Origin of the sequence: Massilia soli (genome assembly GCF_016809835.1) — a bacterium.
GTDB lineage: Bacteria > Pseudomonadota > Gammaproteobacteria > Burkholderiales > Burkholderiaceae_D > Telluria_A > Telluria_A soli.
Genome location: NZ_JAFBIL020000003.1, coordinates 219,463 through 236,871 on the forward strand (window position 1 = coordinate 219,463; position 17,409 = coordinate 236,871).

Annotated in this window: 13 protein-coding genes; 6 read left to right on the top strand and 7 right to left on the bottom strand. The window is 63.5% G+C overall.

The genetic code is table 11. From position 1 onward, the window contains the following. The first annotated feature begins 1 nt into the window (after window position 1). From I4X03_RS08550 to I4X03_RS08575, 6 genes are all read left to right on the top strand, one after another. Window positions 2-1,087 carry a glycosyltransferase family 4 protein gene (locus tag I4X03_RS08550; RefSeq protein ID WP_229428120.1) on the top strand — a complete coding sequence of 362 codons (1,086 nt, stop codon included), beginning with the start codon at window positions 2-4 and terminating at the stop codon, window positions 1,085-1,087. 38 nt (window positions 1,088-1,125) lie between these two features. After that, the gene (locus tag I4X03_RS08555; protein ID WP_223467800.1) at window positions 1,126-2,718 is read left to right on the top strand and encodes a TonB C-terminal domain-containing protein; all 1,593 of its coding nucleotides are present in this window, start codon (window positions 1,126-1,128) and stop codon (window positions 2,716-2,718) included. Between the two features lie 185 nt (window positions 2,719-2,903). After that, a complete protein-coding gene (locus I4X03_RS08560; RefSeq protein ID WP_223467801.1) occupies window positions 2,904-4,028 on the top strand; it encodes a polysaccharide biosynthesis/export family protein in 1,125 nt (374 codons plus the stop codon). A 20-nt stretch (window positions 4,029-4,048) separates the two neighbouring features. Further along, window positions 4,049-6,331, top strand: coding sequence for a polysaccharide biosynthesis tyrosine autokinase (locus I4X03_RS08565; RefSeq protein WP_223467802.1), 2,283 nt, complete (start codon window positions 4,049-4,051; stop codon window positions 6,329-6,331). 491 nt (window positions 6,332-6,822) lie between these two features. Beyond that, window positions 6,823-9,237 (top strand): right-handed parallel beta-helix repeat-containing protein, encoded by a 2,415-nt coding sequence (locus I4X03_RS08570; RefSeq protein ID WP_223467803.1) that lies wholly within the window; start codon window positions 6,823-6,825, stop codon window positions 9,235-9,237. Window positions 9,238-9,343: 106 nt separating this feature from the next. Then, a complete protein-coding gene (locus I4X03_RS08575; RefSeq protein WP_223467804.1) occupies window positions 9,344-10,048 on the top strand; it encodes a class I SAM-dependent methyltransferase in 705 nt (234 codons plus the stop codon). Between the two features lie 30 nt (window positions 10,049-10,078). Here I4X03_RS08575 and I4X03_RS08580 read toward each other — a convergent pair whose 3' ends face one another. The 7 genes from I4X03_RS08580 to I4X03_RS08610 all read right to left on the bottom strand — a co-directional run bounded on the left by I4X03_RS08580 (window position 10,079) and on the right by I4X03_RS08610 (window position 16,458). Continuing rightward, window positions 10,079-11,263 carry an acyltransferase family protein gene (locus tag I4X03_RS08580; RefSeq protein ID WP_223467805.1) on the bottom strand — a complete coding sequence of 395 codons (1,185 nt, stop codon included), beginning with the start codon at window positions 11,261-11,263 and terminating at the stop codon, window positions 10,079-10,081. A 37-nt stretch (window positions 11,264-11,300) separates the two neighbouring features. After that, window positions 11,301-11,897: a membrane-associated phospholipid phosphatase gene (locus I4X03_RS08585; protein ID WP_223467806.1), complete on the bottom strand. Its 597-nt coding sequence runs from the start codon at window positions 11,895-11,897 to the stop codon at window positions 11,301-11,303. A gap of 14 nt (window positions 11,898-11,911) precedes the next feature. Next, a complete protein-coding gene (locus tag I4X03_RS08590) occupies window positions 11,912-12,499 on the bottom strand; it encodes a sugar transferase (RefSeq protein WP_223467807.1) in 588 nt (195 codons plus the stop codon). Further along, window positions 12,496-13,692 (bottom strand): DegT/DnrJ/EryC1/StrS family aminotransferase, encoded by a 1,197-nt coding sequence (locus tag I4X03_RS08595; RefSeq protein ID WP_223467808.1) that lies wholly within the window; start codon window positions 13,690-13,692, stop codon window positions 12,496-12,498. Before I4X03_RS08595 ends, I4X03_RS08590 begins: the two co-directional genes overlap by 4 nt. Window positions 13,693-13,716: 24 nt before the next feature. After that, the gene (locus I4X03_RS08600) at window positions 13,717-14,967 is read right to left on the bottom strand and encodes a glycosyltransferase family 4 protein (protein WP_223467809.1); all 1,251 of its coding nucleotides are present in this window, start codon (window positions 14,965-14,967) and stop codon (window positions 13,717-13,719) included. 82 nt (window positions 14,968-15,049) lie between these two features. Next, window positions 15,050-15,751 carry a hypothetical protein gene (locus I4X03_RS08605; RefSeq protein ID WP_223467810.1) on the bottom strand — a complete coding sequence of 234 codons (702 nt, stop codon included), beginning with the start codon at window positions 15,749-15,751 and terminating at the stop codon, window positions 15,050-15,052. Further along, window positions 15,748-16,458, bottom strand: coding sequence for a hypothetical protein (locus tag I4X03_RS08610; RefSeq protein WP_223467811.1), 711 nt, complete (start codon window positions 16,456-16,458; stop codon window positions 15,748-15,750). Before I4X03_RS08610 ends, I4X03_RS08605 begins: the two co-directional genes overlap by 4 nt. Between the last annotated feature and the right edge of the window lie 951 nt (window positions 16,459-17,409).

Below are 17,409 nucleotides of genomic sequence, written 5' to 3' on the forward strand. Positions count from 1 at the left end.
CTTGTACACCCAGCTCGACCGGCTCGGTGTGCGGCAGGATATCTTCACGCCCTTGCGCAAGCACTCGAACCGCAACAACAACCAGATCGATTTCACCGTGCCCGGTTCGGCGGTCCGGTTTTCTGGCGTGCTCAGCGCCTATCACCGCATTTTCTTCAAACAGAAAATTCGCACGCTCTATCGTGATCTCGAGACCTTCGGCGTGGCCGGCGATTGCGACCTGGTGCACGCGACCACCTTGTTCAGCGATGGCGCGCTGGCCTATGAGCTGTTCCGGAAATACGGCAAGCCATACATCGTTTCGGTTCGCAATACCGATATCAACATGTTCCTGAAGTACAAGCCGCACCTGATTTTCCTGGCGCGCCGGATACTCGACAACGCTGCACGGCTGGTGTTCATCAGCCAGTCCAATCTCGACAATTTCTTCCAGCATCCGCTGGTGGCCATGTTCGCCCTGCGCTACTGGAGCAAGGCGCTGGTGATCAACAACGGCATCGAACAGCTCTGGCTGCAGAACCTGCATCCCGCCAGGCGCAGTTGTGCCAAGCGCATCCTGTTCATCGGGCGCTTCGACCGCAACAAGAATGCAGTGCGGCTGATCCAGGCTTTCCTGGCGCTGCGCGCCTCGCGCCCGGAGCTCAGGCTAAGCCTGGTCGGCGGCGCCGGTCCGCACGAGGAAAAGGTGCGCCAGCTGGCGATGCGCCACGGCGAATGCATCATGTACCACGGGCCGGTCGCGCCGGGGCCGGAGCTGATCGGCATCTGCCGCGCCAGCGATATGTTTGCCATGGCCTCGCACCACGAGACCTTCGGGCTGGTCTACGTCGAAGCCTTGTCGCAGGGCCTGCCGGTATTGTTCACCAGGGGACAGGGCATCGATGGCACCTTCAGCGGGAATGTCGGGGTTGCGGTCGACCCGGCTTCCGTGGCCGATATCCGGCGCGGCCTCGAGCAGATGATCGACAACTACGCCGGCTTCGATACCAGCCAGATTTGCTTCGACAACTTTGACTGGGAACGCATCGCCGCGCGCTATCTTGACCTGTACCACGCGATACTATCGCCGCCGTCCGCTTTTCGCTAGAATCCATCCATGGTGCGAACTCGACAGTTTCCCGCTTCATGCTGCAGGCAGGCGCGCTAGTCCTGGCGGATGGTGCCGCACCACGCCTGTCCGCCGAACGGCGTCTGGCGTGGGGCCTGTTTGCCTCGCTCCTGTTCCACGCATTGCTGCTGTCGCTGCAATTCGGTGTGCCGGGCATGGCATTGCAGGGGGCGCGCGCCGCCATCGACATCACGCTGGCACGGGTACTGCCGCCAGTGCCCACAGTGCCCGACGCTGCCGTTTTCGATCCGGCCATTCCTGACACTCAAGCTGTGACACCCGCGCCAGCGAGCGGCATGCGGCTGGTCGATCCGGTCCCCAAGCCGCCGCCTGCGCCGCCGCGTCCGAAAGCGGTCAACAGCGACAAGCCGCGCAAGGCGCCAAGGATCAGCGCGCCGCTGCCGAAGCCCGAGACCGATGCGCCGACCCGCGTCATCGCCCAGGTCGACAATCCCGACAGCGACTTCGTCGTTCCATTGCCGCAGCCTGAGGAGGCGGCGCAACAGACCATCGACCCGGTCGAGGCCCAGCATGGCAGCGACGGCGTTGCCGACGCCGCGCAGGAACAAGCGCCGCTGCCTGACTTGCAGTTGCCCGCCCTCGCAAGCACCGACGCGGCGGCCGGGGATCTGAAGCGGGCCGCTGACGAGGAGCGCCAGGCGGCTGCTGCCGCGCGCGAACAGGCCGCGCTCACGCAACAACGCATCGCCCACGACTTACTGGAACGCCAGAAAGAGGACGAACGCCTGGCGCAACTGCGCCGCGATGCCGAACTTGCCGAGCGCCAGAAGGCAGAGCAATTGTTCGCGCGGGAACAGGCAGAGCGCCAGCGTCTTGCGCAGGAACAGGCGGAACAGCAGCGTCTTGCGCAGGCACAGGCGGAACAGCAGCGTCTCGCGCAGGCACAGGCGGAACAGCAGCGTCTCGCGCAGGCACAGGCGGAGCAGCAGCGCCTCGCGCAAGAACAAGCGGAGCGCCAGCGCCTCGATGAACTAGCCGCCCGCAGGCTCGCCGAGGAGCGTGCGCGCCAGGATGCGGCGCGCGCGCGCGAAGCGGCGGTGGCAAGCACCGCCGCACCGGCGGGCGATCCATTCGGCGCGCCGGACGGGCAGGGTGGCAGCGGCCGCACCAGCAGCCCGCCTGGGAATTACGGCAGCGACCTGGCCAACCGCGTGCGCGACCTCAGTAAAGGTCTTGACCTGCTGACCGGCGCCCCGCCTGTGCGCCCCCGCCCGGACGATGCACGCCAGTCGCGCCGCGTGGTCGTCGACAGTGCCGAGCGCGACGTGCCGTTGCGCATGTACGTCGAGAGTTGGCGCCAGAAGATCGAGCGCAACGGCGCCATGAATTTCCCCAAGCTGATCGGCGAGCGTGCGCGCATCGATCCGCTGGTCAGCGTTGCCGTGCGCAGCGACGGCAGCATCGAGGACGTCACCATCGTTCGTTCCAGCGGCCGCCAGGATACCGACGACGCGGTGCGCCGCATCGTGCGCATCAACGCGCTGTACTCAAAGTTCCCGCCAAATATCGCGTCGCGCTACGACGTGATCGAGATCCGCCGCCTCTGGACCTTCGACCAGGTGCTCAAGCTGATCGAAGAAGTCCGCTAGCCACGCCGGCGCCCGCCGTGCTGCCCATTCCGGCGCATCATTCCATGGCATAAATGTGCCTGAGCCCACCATTTGATTTGCGCCAAAGCCGTTGTCATCTAGCTCACTTACTCTGGATCAGACAGGTAATTTTCCGGGAGCACAAATAAGCTGTGTCCCCGGCAAGCACAGTGGGAGGTCATAACATGAAGAATATCGCGCAAACCCGATTGTTCACCATTGCCGCGCTACTGTGCGCCGTTGCGCTGGGCGGCTGCGCGGGCGGCAGCAGCCGCATCGAGATGCCCGATGTGTCCGACCAGGCCGGGCCCGCGCCAGCCGCACCGCAGACCCAGCTGATCACCGAGCAACTGATCGCCGCTGAAAAGCTGCAGCGCGAGCAGCGCGCCCATCAGGCCCTCGGCCACCTGGTCGTGGCCGATCCGCCGCCCTATAAAATCGGTCCTGGCGATATCTTGTCGATCGTCGTCTGGGACCACCCCGAGCTGGCCGGCCATGGGCTGGTGGCGTCCAGCAGTTCCGCCGAGGCCGGCACAACGACCACGCCGCCCCAGGGCTTCGTCGTCGACTACGAGGGCAAGGTGCAGTTTCCGTTCGCCGGCGCGCTCAAGCTGGCCGGGCTGACTGAAGAGCAGGCGCGCAGCCTGCTGACACAGCGCCTGGCCCGCTATATCGCCCAGCCCAATGTCACCTTGCGCGTGCAGTCCTACCGCAGCAAGCGTATCTATATGGATGGCGAGGTGCGCTTGCCCGGCTTGCAGGCGATCAACGACATTCCGATGACCCTGCTTGAAGCGCTGAACCGCGCCGGCGGCCTGCAGCCGACCGCCGACCAGAGCCGCATCGTGCTCGAGCGCGCCAAGAAACGCTATAACCTCGACCTGCGCGACCTGGTGCAGAAGGGCGTCAATCCGGGCGCCATCCTGCTGCTCAATGGCGACGTGGTTCGGGTCCACTCGCGCGACGAAAGCAAGGTATTCGTGTCGGGGGAGGTCGTCACGCCGAAAGCGCTGACCATGCACAACGGCCGCCTGAGCCTGAACGAGGCGCTCGGCGAATCGGGCGGCATCAGCCCGATGACGGGTGACGCGCGCCAGGTGTTTGTGGTGCGCAAGGCGGCCGAAGGCACGCGCATCTTCCAGCTCGACGCCCGCCAGAAGGGCGCGCTGGCAATGGCCGAAGCCTTCGAGCTGCACCCCAAGGACCTGGTCTACGTCGCGGCATCGCCACTGGCCAACTGGCACCGCGGCTTGTCCCTGCTGTTCCCCGGCGCGCTGACGCAGGCTGTCGGTGTCACGACCAGGCCGTAAATCGCCACGAGGCAATCATCATGAACCGACCCGCCGACCAGCATCCGATCTCGAACGTGCTGTCCAGTCCACCGATGCTCAACATGCCGGTCGAGCCGCGCTACGAGCACCAGCTTGAGCCGGACGAGCCGGGGCTGCGCAGCTACTTCAATATCCTGTACAACGCCCGCTGGCAAATCGGCCTGGTCACCTTCCTGATCACGGCGCTGGCGATCGTCTACGCGGTGGTGGCCAAGCCGGTCTACCAGGCCAACCTGCTGATCCACGTCGAGGAAGAAAGCCCGAATGCGTCGAAGAACATCCTGGCCGAAGTATCGTCGCTGTTCGAGACCAAGAAAGATGCGATCGCAGAAATGGAGCTGCTGCGCTCGCGCATGGTGATCTCGCATGCGGTCGACAACCTGCAGTTGTATATCGAGGTGCGGCCCAAGTATTTCCCCGTGATCGGCTTCTGGTTCGCCGGGCGCGGCGACGGCGAGCTGTCCGAGCCGGGCATTTTCGGCCATGGCGGCTTTGTATGGGGCGCAGAAAAGGCGCTGGTGTCGGTGTTCGATGTGCCCGAGCCGTGGCAGAACCGGCGCTTCGTCGTCACCGCCATGGGCGACGGCATCTATCGCCTGAGCGGCGGCGGCCAGCCGGTAGTCTACGAGGGCCGCGTCGGCACCACGCTCAAGACCCAGACTGGCGGCGGCAACCTCGAATTGCGCATAGACCGGCTCGATGCCAGGCCGGGCGCCGAGTTCCACCTGCGCCGCCTGTCGCGCCTGGGCACCATCGAGGCCATCCAGACCGCGATGGTCATCACCGAACAGGGCAAGCAATCGGGCATTATCGAAGTGCGCCTGCAGGGCGACGACCCGCAGCGCATCAACAACGTGCTCACCGAAATCGGGCGCGAGTACATGCGCCAGAATCTCGCGCGCAAGACCGAGGAAGCGGAGAAGTCGCTGGCTTTCCTGAACCTGCAGTTGCCCGCGCTAAAGCGCAAGCTCGAACAATCGGAAGAGCGCTATAACCATTTTCGCAATAGCCATGGCACGGTCGACATGCGCGAAGAGGCACGCATGAGCCTGCAGCAGGCCGCGGAAGCGCGCAGCCGCCGCATCGCGCTGCAGCAGAAAAAGACCGAACTGCTGACCCGCTTCACCGAAGACCACCCGATCGTGCGCGGCGTGAACCGCCAGAGCAGGGAAGTCGACGCGGAAATCAACGACGTCCAGAAGCGCATCAAGGCGCTGCCGGAGCTGGAACAGGATGAAGCGCGCCTGATGCGCGACATCAAGGTCAACACCGATCTGTATACAGCGCTGTCCAACACCGCCCAGCAATTGCGGCTCATTTCAGTCGGCCGCGTCAGCAACGTGCGCATGATCGACGCGCCAATGGCGCCGGAACGCCCGATCAAGCCGAACCGTCCGCTGATCGTCGTGCTTGCCGCGATCAGCGGGCTGTTCCTCGGCACCTTGATCGCGTTCGCCCGGCGCGCGCTCAATGGCGGCATCGACGACCCGCAAAAAATCGAGCGGTTGCTCGGTGCGCGGGTTGTCTACGCCAGCATCCCGCACAGTCCGGCGGAAGAAAAGCTCAGCCGCAGGGCGCGCGACGATGGCGGCAACCTGCCGCTGCTGGCGCAGGCCGCACCGGAAGACATCGCCGTCGAAAGCCTGCGCGGCTTCCGCGCCGCCTTGCTATTTGCGATGCCACACTTCCGCAACAACATCGTGATGATCACCGGACCGGCGCGCGACCTCGGCAAGTCGTTCATCACCGCCAACCTGGCCGCGGTGATGGCAGCCAGCGGCAAGCGGGTTCTGCTGATCGACGCCGACCTGCGAAATGGCCACCTGCACCGCTACTTCGGCGTTGGCCGCGAACACGGGCTGTCGAACGTCATCGCCGGCGCCACCCCGGTGGGCGAGGTCATCCACCGAGGCGTGCTTGAAAACCTGGACTTCATCCCGACCGGCGCGCTGCCGCCGAACCGCTCGGAGTTCCTGCTGCACCTCAATTTCGGCACCTTGCTCGAGTCGGTCGGCGCCCAGTACGACCTGGTGCTGCTCGATCCGCCGCCGATACTGGCGGTGGCCGACGCCTTGATCATCGGCGCGCATGCGGGCGCGGTATTCATCCTGGCGCGGGCAGGGCGCACGACCGAAGAAGAAATCAACGAATCGATCAAGCGCCTGAACCACGCCGGCATCTCGCCGCAGGGCGTGCTGTTCAATGACTTGTCGCTGCGCCTGTCCGGCTACCGCTACCAGTTCCATAGCGAACAAGACTCCCAGCTCGGTTACAGTTCCTGAACAAGCCGGCCGGCACCGCGGCGTGGGGCGGTCAAGGGTGATCGACCGTCTCCACGCTGGCGCCAGCGGCGCCGGCGCGGACGAGGGCAATGCCCGCCTTCTTCCCGACCGCACGGGCGCGCCTCCCATTCCCGACACGCCGCAGTTCGCAGCTGCCCGCTGCGCGGCATGCTGCCGGCACCCCGCGGCAACGCTGCCTGCACCTCGCGGCAATGCAAGCACAACGTCGTGCCCGCGCAGGCGGGCACCCATGTTGAGGAAGCTGCGGCTCCGAAAATCACATCCACCGCTCGGCTGCAGCGAGGATCATCGCGGGACCATTTGACCGCTTATTTGAACAGCCACACCCCTAAGCAATCCGCCAATTTCATCCACGAAATTGTTTTTGCACATCTGATACTACGAAGAAATTTATTTGAGAAAAGATTGAACTCAATCAATTGACGCGCATCAAACCTTGCTCAATCACCCTGTTTAGCGAGGAACCTTTGATGAACAAACTAGTCAGTCTAGCGTCTGAACACCGCGTACGCGCCATGCTCTGCAGCAGCCTCCCGCTGTTGCTTGCCGCTTGCGGCGGTAGCGATTCCGGCAGCCTCCAGGCCCCGGACCAGGCGCCGCAGTTCGCGGCCGTCACCTACAACGGCACGGCAGCACCAGCTGATCTCCATGTTTCACCAACCGGGTCGGACAGCAATGCCGGAACACAGTCGGCACCGTTCAAGACAATTCTGCAGGCATCCCGAAAAGCGACCCCTGGCGTGACCATCCGCGTCGCACCGGGCGTGTATGCCGGCGGCTTCCAGACCACCGTCAGCGGCACCGCCGAAGCCCGCATCCGCTACCTGTCGACGACGCGCTTCGGCGCCAAAATCGTCCCTCCTGCGTCATCCAGCAACACGCGCGCCTGGGACAACCGCGGCAGCTACGTCGACATCGAAGGCTTCGAAGTCGATGGCACCAAGGCACAAGCGGGTACCCAGTGGCTCAACGGCATCTACACCGCGGGCTCGTACGGCACCGTGCGCGGCAACTACGTCCACCACATCGCGAAAACGGTGCCATGCGCCAGCAGCGGCGGCGGTATCGGTTCCGACAGCTATTACAAAGGCATTGCCAATGATGTCGTCGGCAACATCGTCCACGATGTCGGTCCGAGCGGTTGCGCGTTTTACCTTGGCATTTACATTAATTCCGCCCAGAGCAAGGTCATCAATAACCTGGTGTACAACATCAGCAACGCCGGCATCCGCCTGTGGCACGACGCGACCAATAACCTGGTAACCAACAACACCGTGTTCAATTCCGGTATCGGCGTGGTCGTCAGCGGCAACGGCGGCTACCTTGGCACCGCGCCAAACGACTACACCCGCGTGGCGAACAACATCATCTACGACAATGCCAGCTACGGCATCCAGGAAGTGGGCTCGACCGGTACGCACAACAGCTACCCGTTCAACCTCGTCTACAAGAACCGGGGTTACAACTTCATGCTCAACAATGGACTGCAGGCACTCGGCACGGTCAATGCCGACCCGCAGTTCGTCAACTACATCCGCACTGGCGGCGGCGATTACCATCCGGCAGTGACGTCGCCGGCGGTCAAGGCGGCACTGCCGGCAGCCTCGCCATCGACCGATCTCGAGGGGACGGTGCGCTCGACCACGACCGGCTTCGACATCGGCGCCTTGCAGCGCGCTGGCGCAGCCACCGGGCCGGCGCCGGAACCGACTCCCGAGCCAACCCCGACGCCTCCACCGGAGCCAACCCCGGAGCCAACCCCGACGCCACCGCCGGAGCCAACCCCGACGCCACCGCCGGAGCCAGCGCCAACGCCGGTTCCTCAACCGATCCCGGCAACGACCTACAACTACTATGTGTCGCCAACCGGTTCGGACAGCAATCCCGGCACCAAAGCGGCGCCGTTCCGGACCATCGTGCGCGCCTCGCAGGTCGCCAAGCCGAGCACCACGGTTCATGTGGCGCCGGGTAACTATTCGGGCGGCTTCCGTACCAGCGTCAGCGGTACCGCGACCGGCCGCATCTACTTCGTGTCGACCACCAAGTGGGGCGCCAAGATTGTTCCGCCTGCCAACTCATCGAACAACGTGGCCTGGGACAACCGCGGCAGCTACATCGACATCATCGGCTTCGAAGTCGATGGCCGCAAAATCCAGAGCGGCACCAAGTGGGCCTACGGCATCTACAACGGTGGGTCGTACGACATGATCCGCAATAACTACGTGCACCATATCGCCAACACCATCGCCTGCACCAGCGGCGGCGGCTCGGCGATCGGCGTCGACAGTTACTACAAGGGCATCAAGTCGGACGTGATCGGCAACCTGGTTCATGACATCGGCCCTGCCGGTTGTCACTTCGTGCAAGGCATCTATATCAGCACCTCGGGCACCGTGAAGAACAATGTGGTCTACCGCGTGGCGGAAGCGGCAATCCACCTGTGGCATGACGCCAACAACGTGATCATTACCAACAACACGGTGACGACCTCGGGCACGGGCATCATCGTTGGCGGCGGCGATTACTACTTCACCACCGCTGGCGCCGATAACGTTCACGTGCACAACAACATCGTGTACGACAACAAGTACGGTATCTCGGAACAAGGCAAGACCGGTTTGAAAAATACTTACCGCAACAACCTTGTGTACCAGAATACCTATAACTGGACCCTGAAGAACGGCCTGACCCACAGCGGCACCGTGGCGGCAGTTCCGCAGTTCGCCAGCTATTCGCGCACTGGCACGAGCAATGATTTCCACCTGAATAGCGGTTCGCCCGCGATCGGCAAAGGTGTAAATTCGAGCTACGTGTTGCCGTACGATTTCGATGGCATGCCGCGCACCACCGCGACCGGCTTCGACATCGGCGCTTACCAGCACTAATCGTCCTCTGGCCGCCGGTGCGAAAACACCGGCGGCCATGTCGCGAATTCAACAATTATCAAACGTCGCTGTTCGGAGTCTGCCTACCATTAAGGGTATGAACTCCATGCCACCTGACCTCGACGAGCAAGCGCGCATCCGCGCGGTGTACCGTGAATGGCATGGCGGAAAAGAGCTGGCTCCCTACGCATGGCATCGGCCCGAGGTGATGGAGCAGGATGCAGCGCGTTGCCGCGCCGCCGGCGCCTTGCTGGCGGCAACGGTCGGCCATGACCTCTCCACGCGGCGCATCGTCGATGTCGGCTGCGGCAGCGGCGGCTTTTTGCGCCAGCTGATCAGCTGGGGTGCCCGCCCGTCCAACCTGATCGGCACCGAATACCAGGAAGACCGCCTGGCACAGGCAAATGCCGCTACTGCCCGCGGCGTCCGCTGGCACCTTGGCGACCTCGATATCCTCGACGATGGCAGCCTCGATCTGGCTGTCGCCAACACCGTTTTTTCCTCCATCCTCGACGAGCGGATGCGTCACCAGCTGGCCGCCGACATGTGGCGCGTGCTCAAGCCCGGGGCCTGGTGCATGGTCTTCGATTTTCGCTACAACAATCCGAACAATCCCAATGTGCGGCGGGTCAGCCGTCCCGAGGTCGGCGCGTACTGGCCAGCTGCGCCGCAGCACCATTACCGGACCCTGTTGCTGGCGCCGCCGATCGCGCGCCGCCTGTCTGGCGCTCCGCGCCTGGTCAGCGACCTGCTGGCCACCTTCGTCCCGCCGCTGCGATCCCACTTCATCTACATGGCGCAAAAGCCCTGACGCGTGCCGCCGCGGCGGCACGCGAGCGCGTCAGTTTTTTGCCGCAGCCGGCACCACTGGGCGCGACAACAGCAACTCCTTGAGCCAGCGGCGCACCCTGGGCGTGTGCGCTTCAAACAGCAGGTAGCTGCCGTACGACAGCACCAGGATGACCCCCAGTAGCGAAAAATATATGCCGTAGTCAATCCAGTTGTCCGGCGACAAACGGTATCCGCCCCAGACTTTCAGCCCGACATACTGCATCAGGCGAATGAGCGGAATGTGGAACACATACAAGGTGAACGAAAATTCGGCAAAGAAGGTTGCGCCGCTGCCCAGCCGCGCCAGCCGGCGCGAGCCGGGATCCGCTTTCACGTGCATGCTGCACAAAAATAGCAGGAACACGAGGCTGTAGACCAGGTCTTGCGGGAACGACGCCGCGTTCAGGTCATCGCTGAAACCCGTCAGCCGGAAGTACGCCGCCAGGCCGCAAAACACTGCCAGCACGACCCAGCGCACCAGGTGGCTGCAGGCGAGGCGCACGCGCGAGCCGGCCGCCCCGAGCAGCCAGAGCAGGAAGTACAGCGTGATATCGTAGGGCAGGGTCAGCGCGATGGCCACCAGCGACAGCATCGCCAACGCGCGCCGCGCCGGTGTCGATGCGCTGACCACCACCAGCAGCAGCGGAAACATCAGGTAGTACCAGGTCTCGTTTGCCAGGCTCCAGAGCGGAAAATTGCCGCCGAACGGTTCCATCGTCACCGTCTGCAGGCCCACCAGGTTGCCGGCGAACGACAGCAGCGAGTAGCTATTCGACGGCGAATAGTCGATGGTGTTGGGCAGCAGTTGCCCGGCAAGCACGCCAAACAGCAGCATCAGCACGAATGTGGGGATCAACACCGTCCACAGCCGCGACAGGCGGTCGATCGCGTAGGACTGCAGGGCCTGGGGCTGGCCCAGCTTGGCCATCAGGCTGCCGCCAACCAGCCACCCGCTGATCAGGAAGAACAGCACCACTGCCTGGTGGGCGAAGCCGGTGAAGAACGCCAGGCCCTGGTAAGCCAGCGACGGCTCGGCAAGCGAACGCAGGCTGGGGAAAAATTCCGCACGCAGGTGCGCCGCGGCGACCTGGATCGCGCACAATCCGCGCAGCAGCGAAATCAGCAGGGACTGGCATGTGCCTTCCCCCAGTTCGGGTTCGCAGAACCGGATGCGGGGCTTGGCGGTGGCTTCCATGATGCTCACTCCTTGTAGGCGAAACAAACGGCTGGCATCAGGGGTCTGCGCTGCCGAGTGAATAGGGGCGGTCATTGCCCGACAACAGCATGGCGACGCGGATCATCCACCAGCCGACATGCATGAAGCTCATCAGCCACGCGCCGGCCAGGAACACCAGCGCGAACCAGCCAAGCCTGGGCAGCGATGGCGCCCGTGCGCCGGCGCCGGCCAGCCGTATCCAGGCCAGGCTGATGGCGCCGCCGAGCAGGCATCCGGCCACCGCTTCGGCGGCTGAATGAAAGCCGCAGACGACCAGCAGCACGCCGACCACCAGCCCGAGGCCCAGGCCGGCGGCAACGCCGAGCCTGCGCGCGGCCGGGCCGGCGCTGTGCAGCATCAGGTAGAGCAAAGTCGGGAACACGGCGGTGACGCCGGTGGCGTGGCCGCTGACCGACTTGAAGCCGAGTCCGGGCAGGCCCGAGCCCCAGGCCATGAAGGCGATCTTGCTGGCGCCGACCAGCATCACGCCGCCGCCGAACAGCAAGCCCCAGATCATTGCGGTACGCCAGGCGCGCGCCGCGGCAAGCCAGCCGAAGGCAGCGGCCGCCAGTGGCAGGGTGAGGTCGAGGTCGCCGAGGCGGACCAGCGTCATCCCCGGGTCCATGGCTAACGCGCCAGCGCCGTGAGGGTGCGGAAGATAATCCGCAGGTCAGTCCAGAACGTTCGCTCCTGGACATAGCGCACGTAGTACTCCAGCTTCACGGGAAGGATGGTGTCGATGTAGGCTTGCTCGGGATCGACGGCGTGTCCGAGAATCGCGTTTTCGTCCTTGTAATGAATCGACGCCCAGTCGGTGATGCCGGGCGCCACCGACAGCACGATCCGGCGCACCTCGGGTGGATAGCAAGCCACGTAGCGCGGCACTTCCGGACGCGGCCCGACCAGGCTCATCGCCCCCTGCAGAACATTGATCAGCTGGGGCAGCTCGTCCAGCTTGTAGTGGCGCAGAAAGCGCCCGGCGCGCGTGATGCGGGCGTCCTGGCCGACCGTCAGCTGCGCGCCTTCCGACTGCACAGTCATGGTGCGGAACTTGAAAATACTGAACGGCACCCCGTGGCGGCCCATGCGCAGCTGGCGAAACAACACCGGGCCTGGCGAGTCGACGCGGATCCACAGCGCGATCGCCGCCATTAGCGGCGCCAGCAGCAGCAAGCCGCCAATCGCCGCGGCCAGGTCGAACGCGCGCTTGCTCATGACACCAGCTCGCGCATCGCATCGATGACGCGGGCCTGGTCGGCGTCCGTCATTTTCGTGTAAAGCGGCAAGGTCAGCATCGCGTCGTAAGCCGCTTCCGCCACCGGGAACTGCTGCGGCGTCAGCGCGCAGGTCTGGCGCCAGTATGGCTGGCGGTGCAAGGGAATGAAATGCACGCTGGTGCCGATGCCGCGCCCCGACAAGCCGCTGATGAGTTCATCACGGCTGACGTGCGCGCCATCGGTCAGCCGTATCACGTACAGGTGCCATGCATGGCTGCTGCCGGCTGGCGCATCGGGCGGCAGCAACAGCGGCATGCCCGCCAGCGCAGTCGTATAGCGCGCCGCCAGCTGCTGGCGGCGCGCCAGAAAATCGTCGATCTTGCGCAGCTGGCCCAGGCCGATGGCCGCGGCGATATCGGTCAGGTTGTACTTGAAGCCGGCGGCGACCACTTCGTAAAACCACGCCGGCGTGCGCGAGGTGTAGCGCGCGAACGCGTCCTGGCTGATGCCGTGGATACGCATGATGCGTACCCGTTTCGCGAGCGCCGCATCGCGCGTGACCACCATGCCGCCTTCGCCGGTGGTCATGGTTTTGTTGGCATAGAAGCTGAATACGGTGATATCGCTGTTGAGGGTGCCGACCAGCTGCCCCTGGTACACGGTGGGGAAGGCATGCGCCGCATCTTCCACCACGCGCACGCCATGGCGGGCGGCCAGCGCCAGGATGGCGTCCATGTCGCAAGCCAGGCCCGCATAGTGCACCGGCATGATGGCGCGGGTGCGCGGCGTGATGGCCGCTTCGACGGCGTCCGGGTCGATGCACAGTGTGCGCGGGTCGGAATCGACGAACACCGGCTGCGCGCCGAGGTAGCGCACCACTTCGGCGGTCGCGGTAAACGTCAGCGTCGGCACGATCACTTCGTCGCCCGGGCCGATGCCCAGCGCCTCGAGCGCCAGGTGCAGGCCGGCGGTGGCCGAGTTGACCGAGATCGCTTCGACGCCGCCGCCGATGTAGTCCGCAAATGCCTGCTCGAACTGGCGGGTCTTGGGGCCGGTAGTCACCCAGCCGGAGCGCAGGCATTCGACCACTTCGGCGATTTCTTCCTCGCCGATGTCCGGCAGCGCAAAGGGCAGGAAGGGGAGCTGCGGCTGCACCTGGGCAGGGCTGTTGCTGGTGATGTCTTCGGCCATGATCGTTACCTTTTAGGGCGGGGGTCAGAGTGTGGTTGGACGCAAGCCCGCCAGGATGTTCAGGAAGCGTTCGCCCAGCACGGGATAGCTCAGGTTGCGCAGCGCATAGGCCTTGCCGCGCTGGCCCAGCGCGGCGCGCTCATTGGGCGGCATCAGCATCAGGTTCAGTACCCCGCGCGCCACGGCGGACGGGTCTTCGGGTGCGACGGTCAAACCGCAGCCGGCGTCGGCGACCGGATCGTTGCCCGCTTCGACCGAATGCAGGATGGGCCGGGCCGCCATCATGTAGTCAATCAGCTTATTGGGGGAAATACCGAAACGGTATAGCGGCTGCCGCGGCCAGCCGATATACGCAATATCAAAGCACTGCAGCAGCGCGGGAACCTGCTGCTTGGCGACCGGGTCGAAGAAGTAGACGCTGGACAGGCCCATCTCGCGCGCGCGGGCCTGCAGTTGCGCCTTGTCTGGCCCGCCGCCGACCAGCACAAAGACAGCCCGCTCGCCTGTCAGCTGCGCGGCGGCGTCAAGCAGGGTGGCGAGCGAATTGGCGGTGCCGTGGGTACCGGCATAGCCGACGATAAATTTACCGCGTGCGCGCAGGTCGGCCAGCGCGGCGGCCACTTCGCCTTGCAGCTGGGGCGGCTCGGCCAGCCATTCGTTCGGGTCGGCGCCGTTGGGGACGATGTGCAGCTTGTGGCGCGCCATGCCGTGCGCTTCAAGGTGGTCGCGCACTTTCGGCAGTATCGACACTACCGCGTCCGCATTGCGGCAGGCGTAGTTTTCGGCCGCCTGCAGCAGCATGATGAACGGGTGCCAGCGCGAGAAATTGCCTAGTTCCATCGGCGATAGCGGCCACAGGTCATGCACCTCGAACAGCAGGCGCGCCCGCGCCAGCCTGGCGATGCGGCGCGCCGGCCAGATATCGAGCGGGTAGGTACTCGACGCGATCACCACGTCGGGCCGGAATGACTGCGCCAGCGCACGCGCGCTGCGCGTCAGGCGCACGATGAAGGCGGCCATGTTCCATGCCCGCGCACCGCCATTGCCGGCGTAGGCCGGCGTGTCGAACCAGGTGTACTCGATGCCGTCGATGGTTTCATCGAGCCGGGATGCGCCGCGCATCTGCGGCGCCTGCGCCCGGATGTGCGAACGCGAGGACGCGACGATACGCACCTTGTGCCCCAGCCGCACCCATTCGCGCGCCAGGTAGTACGGCCGGTATTCCATTCCGTGCTGGAGCGAACCGGCGTAATGATTGATCAGCAAAATGTTCATGGCCGTGCGCTTCGGGCGAGGATGGCGGCGTGCCGTAGGGCAGGCGCCGCCAGGCAGGGGCTGGCATGGTGATGGGGCGTTTTCATTGGAGGCTGTACTTTGCGCGGTAAGGGCGGAAACCCAGGATGGTCTTGAACTGGCGCAGCCCGGCCTGGGCGCCGAAATAGGTGTCGTACATGATGTACTGCAGCTTGCCGTCGCCGATCTGGCGGCACACCACGTCGACGATCAGCAGATGCATGATGCCGTCGTTGTTGCGGTGCCCGATCAGCTGGGAGAAGGCGCCGAAGTTGCCGTAAATGCCGAAGGTGGCGTAGGCCACCAGCTTGCCGTCGCGGTTGAGCACGCCGTAGTATTGAAAGTTACTTAGCACCTCGAACCGTTCGCGCTTCTCCGTGTACGCCTTGTCCATCGGGCGGCCCTGGCGCGAACCTTGGGAGATGTTGATATCGTGGATGTCGTCGACATATGCATTGCGGTCGATCTCCTTGCAGACATAGCCGCGCTTGCGCGCGCGCGCGGCGTGATAGGCGCCGTTGTTTTTTCCCTTGATTTCATCGAGGTACTTCTCGCGGGTGTTCAGGTCGCCGACATCGATCAGCGCCGCGCCCATCGTCTTGCTGCGGATGATCTTGTAGCGCGGGTGACGCCGGGTGAACTGCGCATACACTTGCGGAACATGGGTGGGCTCGAGGCTGGTGTTGAAGCGCAGCGGCGCCACCGGCAGTCGGATCAATCCCGCCAGCGTGCTGCAGTACTGGCGCAAGTTCGCGATCGGTGTCACGCCAGCGAATAGCGCACGAGATAAGGCCTGAACCCGAGCTTGCGCTTGAAATTGCGCAGTCCCGGTTGCGCGCCCAGATAACTGTCGTACATCAGGTAGTTCACCGTCTTTTGCTCGATCAGACTGCATATGATCTCCGTCAGAAGTAAATACATCGCGCCGTCGTTGTTTTTGTTTCCAATTACCCGTTCGGTGGCGGCGAAATTGCCCAGAATGGCGAGATTGCAATAACCGACCAGCTGCTGTTTGTCGTCCATTGCGCCGAAATACGAGAAATGGGGTAAATCCTGGAATGCTGTCTCCTTGACCCGGTAGGCGTCATCCATCGGGCGCCCCTGGCGCACTTCAGTGGATGTGTGAATTGCGTGGATATCGTCGATAAATCGGTTGCGGTCAATTGTTTTTACCTGGTATCCCCGCGCGCTGGCCCGGCGGGCCTGGTAACCTGCCAGATCCTTTCTCTTTACTGTATCGAGATAATCGTCGGCGGTTTTGAACTGGCGTAAATTAATCAGTGCAATTCCTACCGTTTTGTTTCGTATCACGTAATAACGAGGATGCCGCTTGGTAAAACTTTGATGCGTCGCGCTGATATGTTCCTGGTGTAAATTGGAATCAAATTCGAGCAAGACGCGCGGCATGCGGTGCAGTTGCGAACCAGCGCGCACCAGGCGCCATATTTCATGTGTTATATCGGTCAGTTTCATGGTTGCCTATCGTTTAGCTGGCCCCGGCCGTCCTGCGCCGGGTCAGCCTCTGCGACAGGGCTAACCCGGCGGCGCGGTGCCTACCGGCCTTAACCACGTACGGCGGGCGTGTACGCCTTGCATGGCAACGCCGGCTGCCCGTGGTCCGCGCTGCGCCTGGCGGCGACCGTACCAATATGTTGAATAGCACCCCAAGGTGGCGCCAATTAGCATGTCGGTGAAGAAATGCGATGTCATTAACAGTAATATCGTGATGCTTGCGAGCGAGAACGGAAGCAGGAATTGGTAGTAATTTTTGCTGCTGAAATATTCACGTGCAAACATAATGATTGCCGGCAGCGTCACCATGACCATCAGGTACGTGATTCCCAGCAAGCCCAGATCAACCCACGCCGACAACACGTTGTGCGCGTACAGGCCCGGCGGGTAACTTCCGAAATCTCCTAAAAACGGATGTTCGTTGATTGTTTGGAGCGCATACACCGTCAAATGGTGCCGCTTGTTGGCCGACGTTGATTGCGACAAGTCAAACAGTTCCAGAATCCGGTTGTGGGGCAGCACTGCGATAATGTCGTCGATAAAAATTTTCAAGATAACAAACACCGCGACGAAGATCGCGGCGACCAGCAATTTGCTTCTCGAGTGATAAAACTCGACAACCGGAATCAGGAATAGCAAGGCGATGAATTCACTGCGCGCGGTATTGAAGAACAGGGTAGGGGCGCCGATGCAATAGAGCAGCATGCGCAGCCATGGCGAACGCGTGTACGCGATGATCGGCACGAAGGTGAACAAATACGAGCGCGAGAAGCCCTGGTAGGTCGCCAGGCTGTCGGCGTCCTTGGCGATGCCCAGCGCCCCCAGGTAGAACACGCCGTCGATCGAATAGGCAAATACGATCCCCGACATTGCCAGCAAACTCAGGAGTCCGATTCGGCGGAACTGGCGGCC

Coding starts and splice junctions, on each gene's coding strand:
- I4X03_RS08580 (WP_223467805.1), bottom strand. CDS start 11,263: ATGGAAGCCACCGCCAAGCCCCGCATCCGGTTCTGCGAACCCGAACTG.
- I4X03_RS08610 (WP_223467811.1), bottom strand. CDS start 16,458: ATGAAACTGACCGATATAACACATGAAATATGGCGCCTGGTGCGCGCT.
- I4X03_RS08595 (WP_223467808.1), bottom strand. CDS start 13,692: ATGGCCGAAGACATCACCAGCAACAGCCCTGCCCAGGTGCAGCCGCAG.
- I4X03_RS08565 (WP_223467802.1), top strand. CDS start 4,049: ATGAACCGACCCGCCGACCAGCATCCGATCTCGAACGTGCTGTCCAGT.
- I4X03_RS08560 (WP_223467801.1), top strand. CDS start 2,904: ATGAAGAATATCGCGCAAACCCGATTGTTCACCATTGCCGCGCTACTG.
- I4X03_RS08555 (WP_223467800.1), top strand. CDS start 1,126: ATGCTGCAGGCAGGCGCGCTAGTCCTGGCGGATGGTGCCGCACCACGC.
- I4X03_RS08600 (WP_223467809.1), bottom strand. CDS start 14,967: ATGAACATTTTGCTGATCAATCATTACGCCGGTTCGCTCCAGCACGGA.
- I4X03_RS08575 (WP_223467804.1), top strand. CDS start 9,344: ATGCCACCTGACCTCGACGAGCAAGCGCGCATCCGCGCGGTGTACCGT.
- I4X03_RS08570 (WP_223467803.1), top strand. CDS start 6,823: ATGAACAAACTAGTCAGTCTAGCGTCTGAACACCGCGTACGCGCCATG.
- I4X03_RS08585 (WP_223467806.1), bottom strand. CDS start 11,897: ATGACGCTGGTCCGCCTCGGCGACCTCGACCTCACCCTGCCACTGGCG.
- I4X03_RS08590 (WP_223467807.1), bottom strand. CDS start 12,499: ATGAGCAAGCGCGCGTTCGACCTGGCCGCGGCGATTGGCGGCTTGCTG.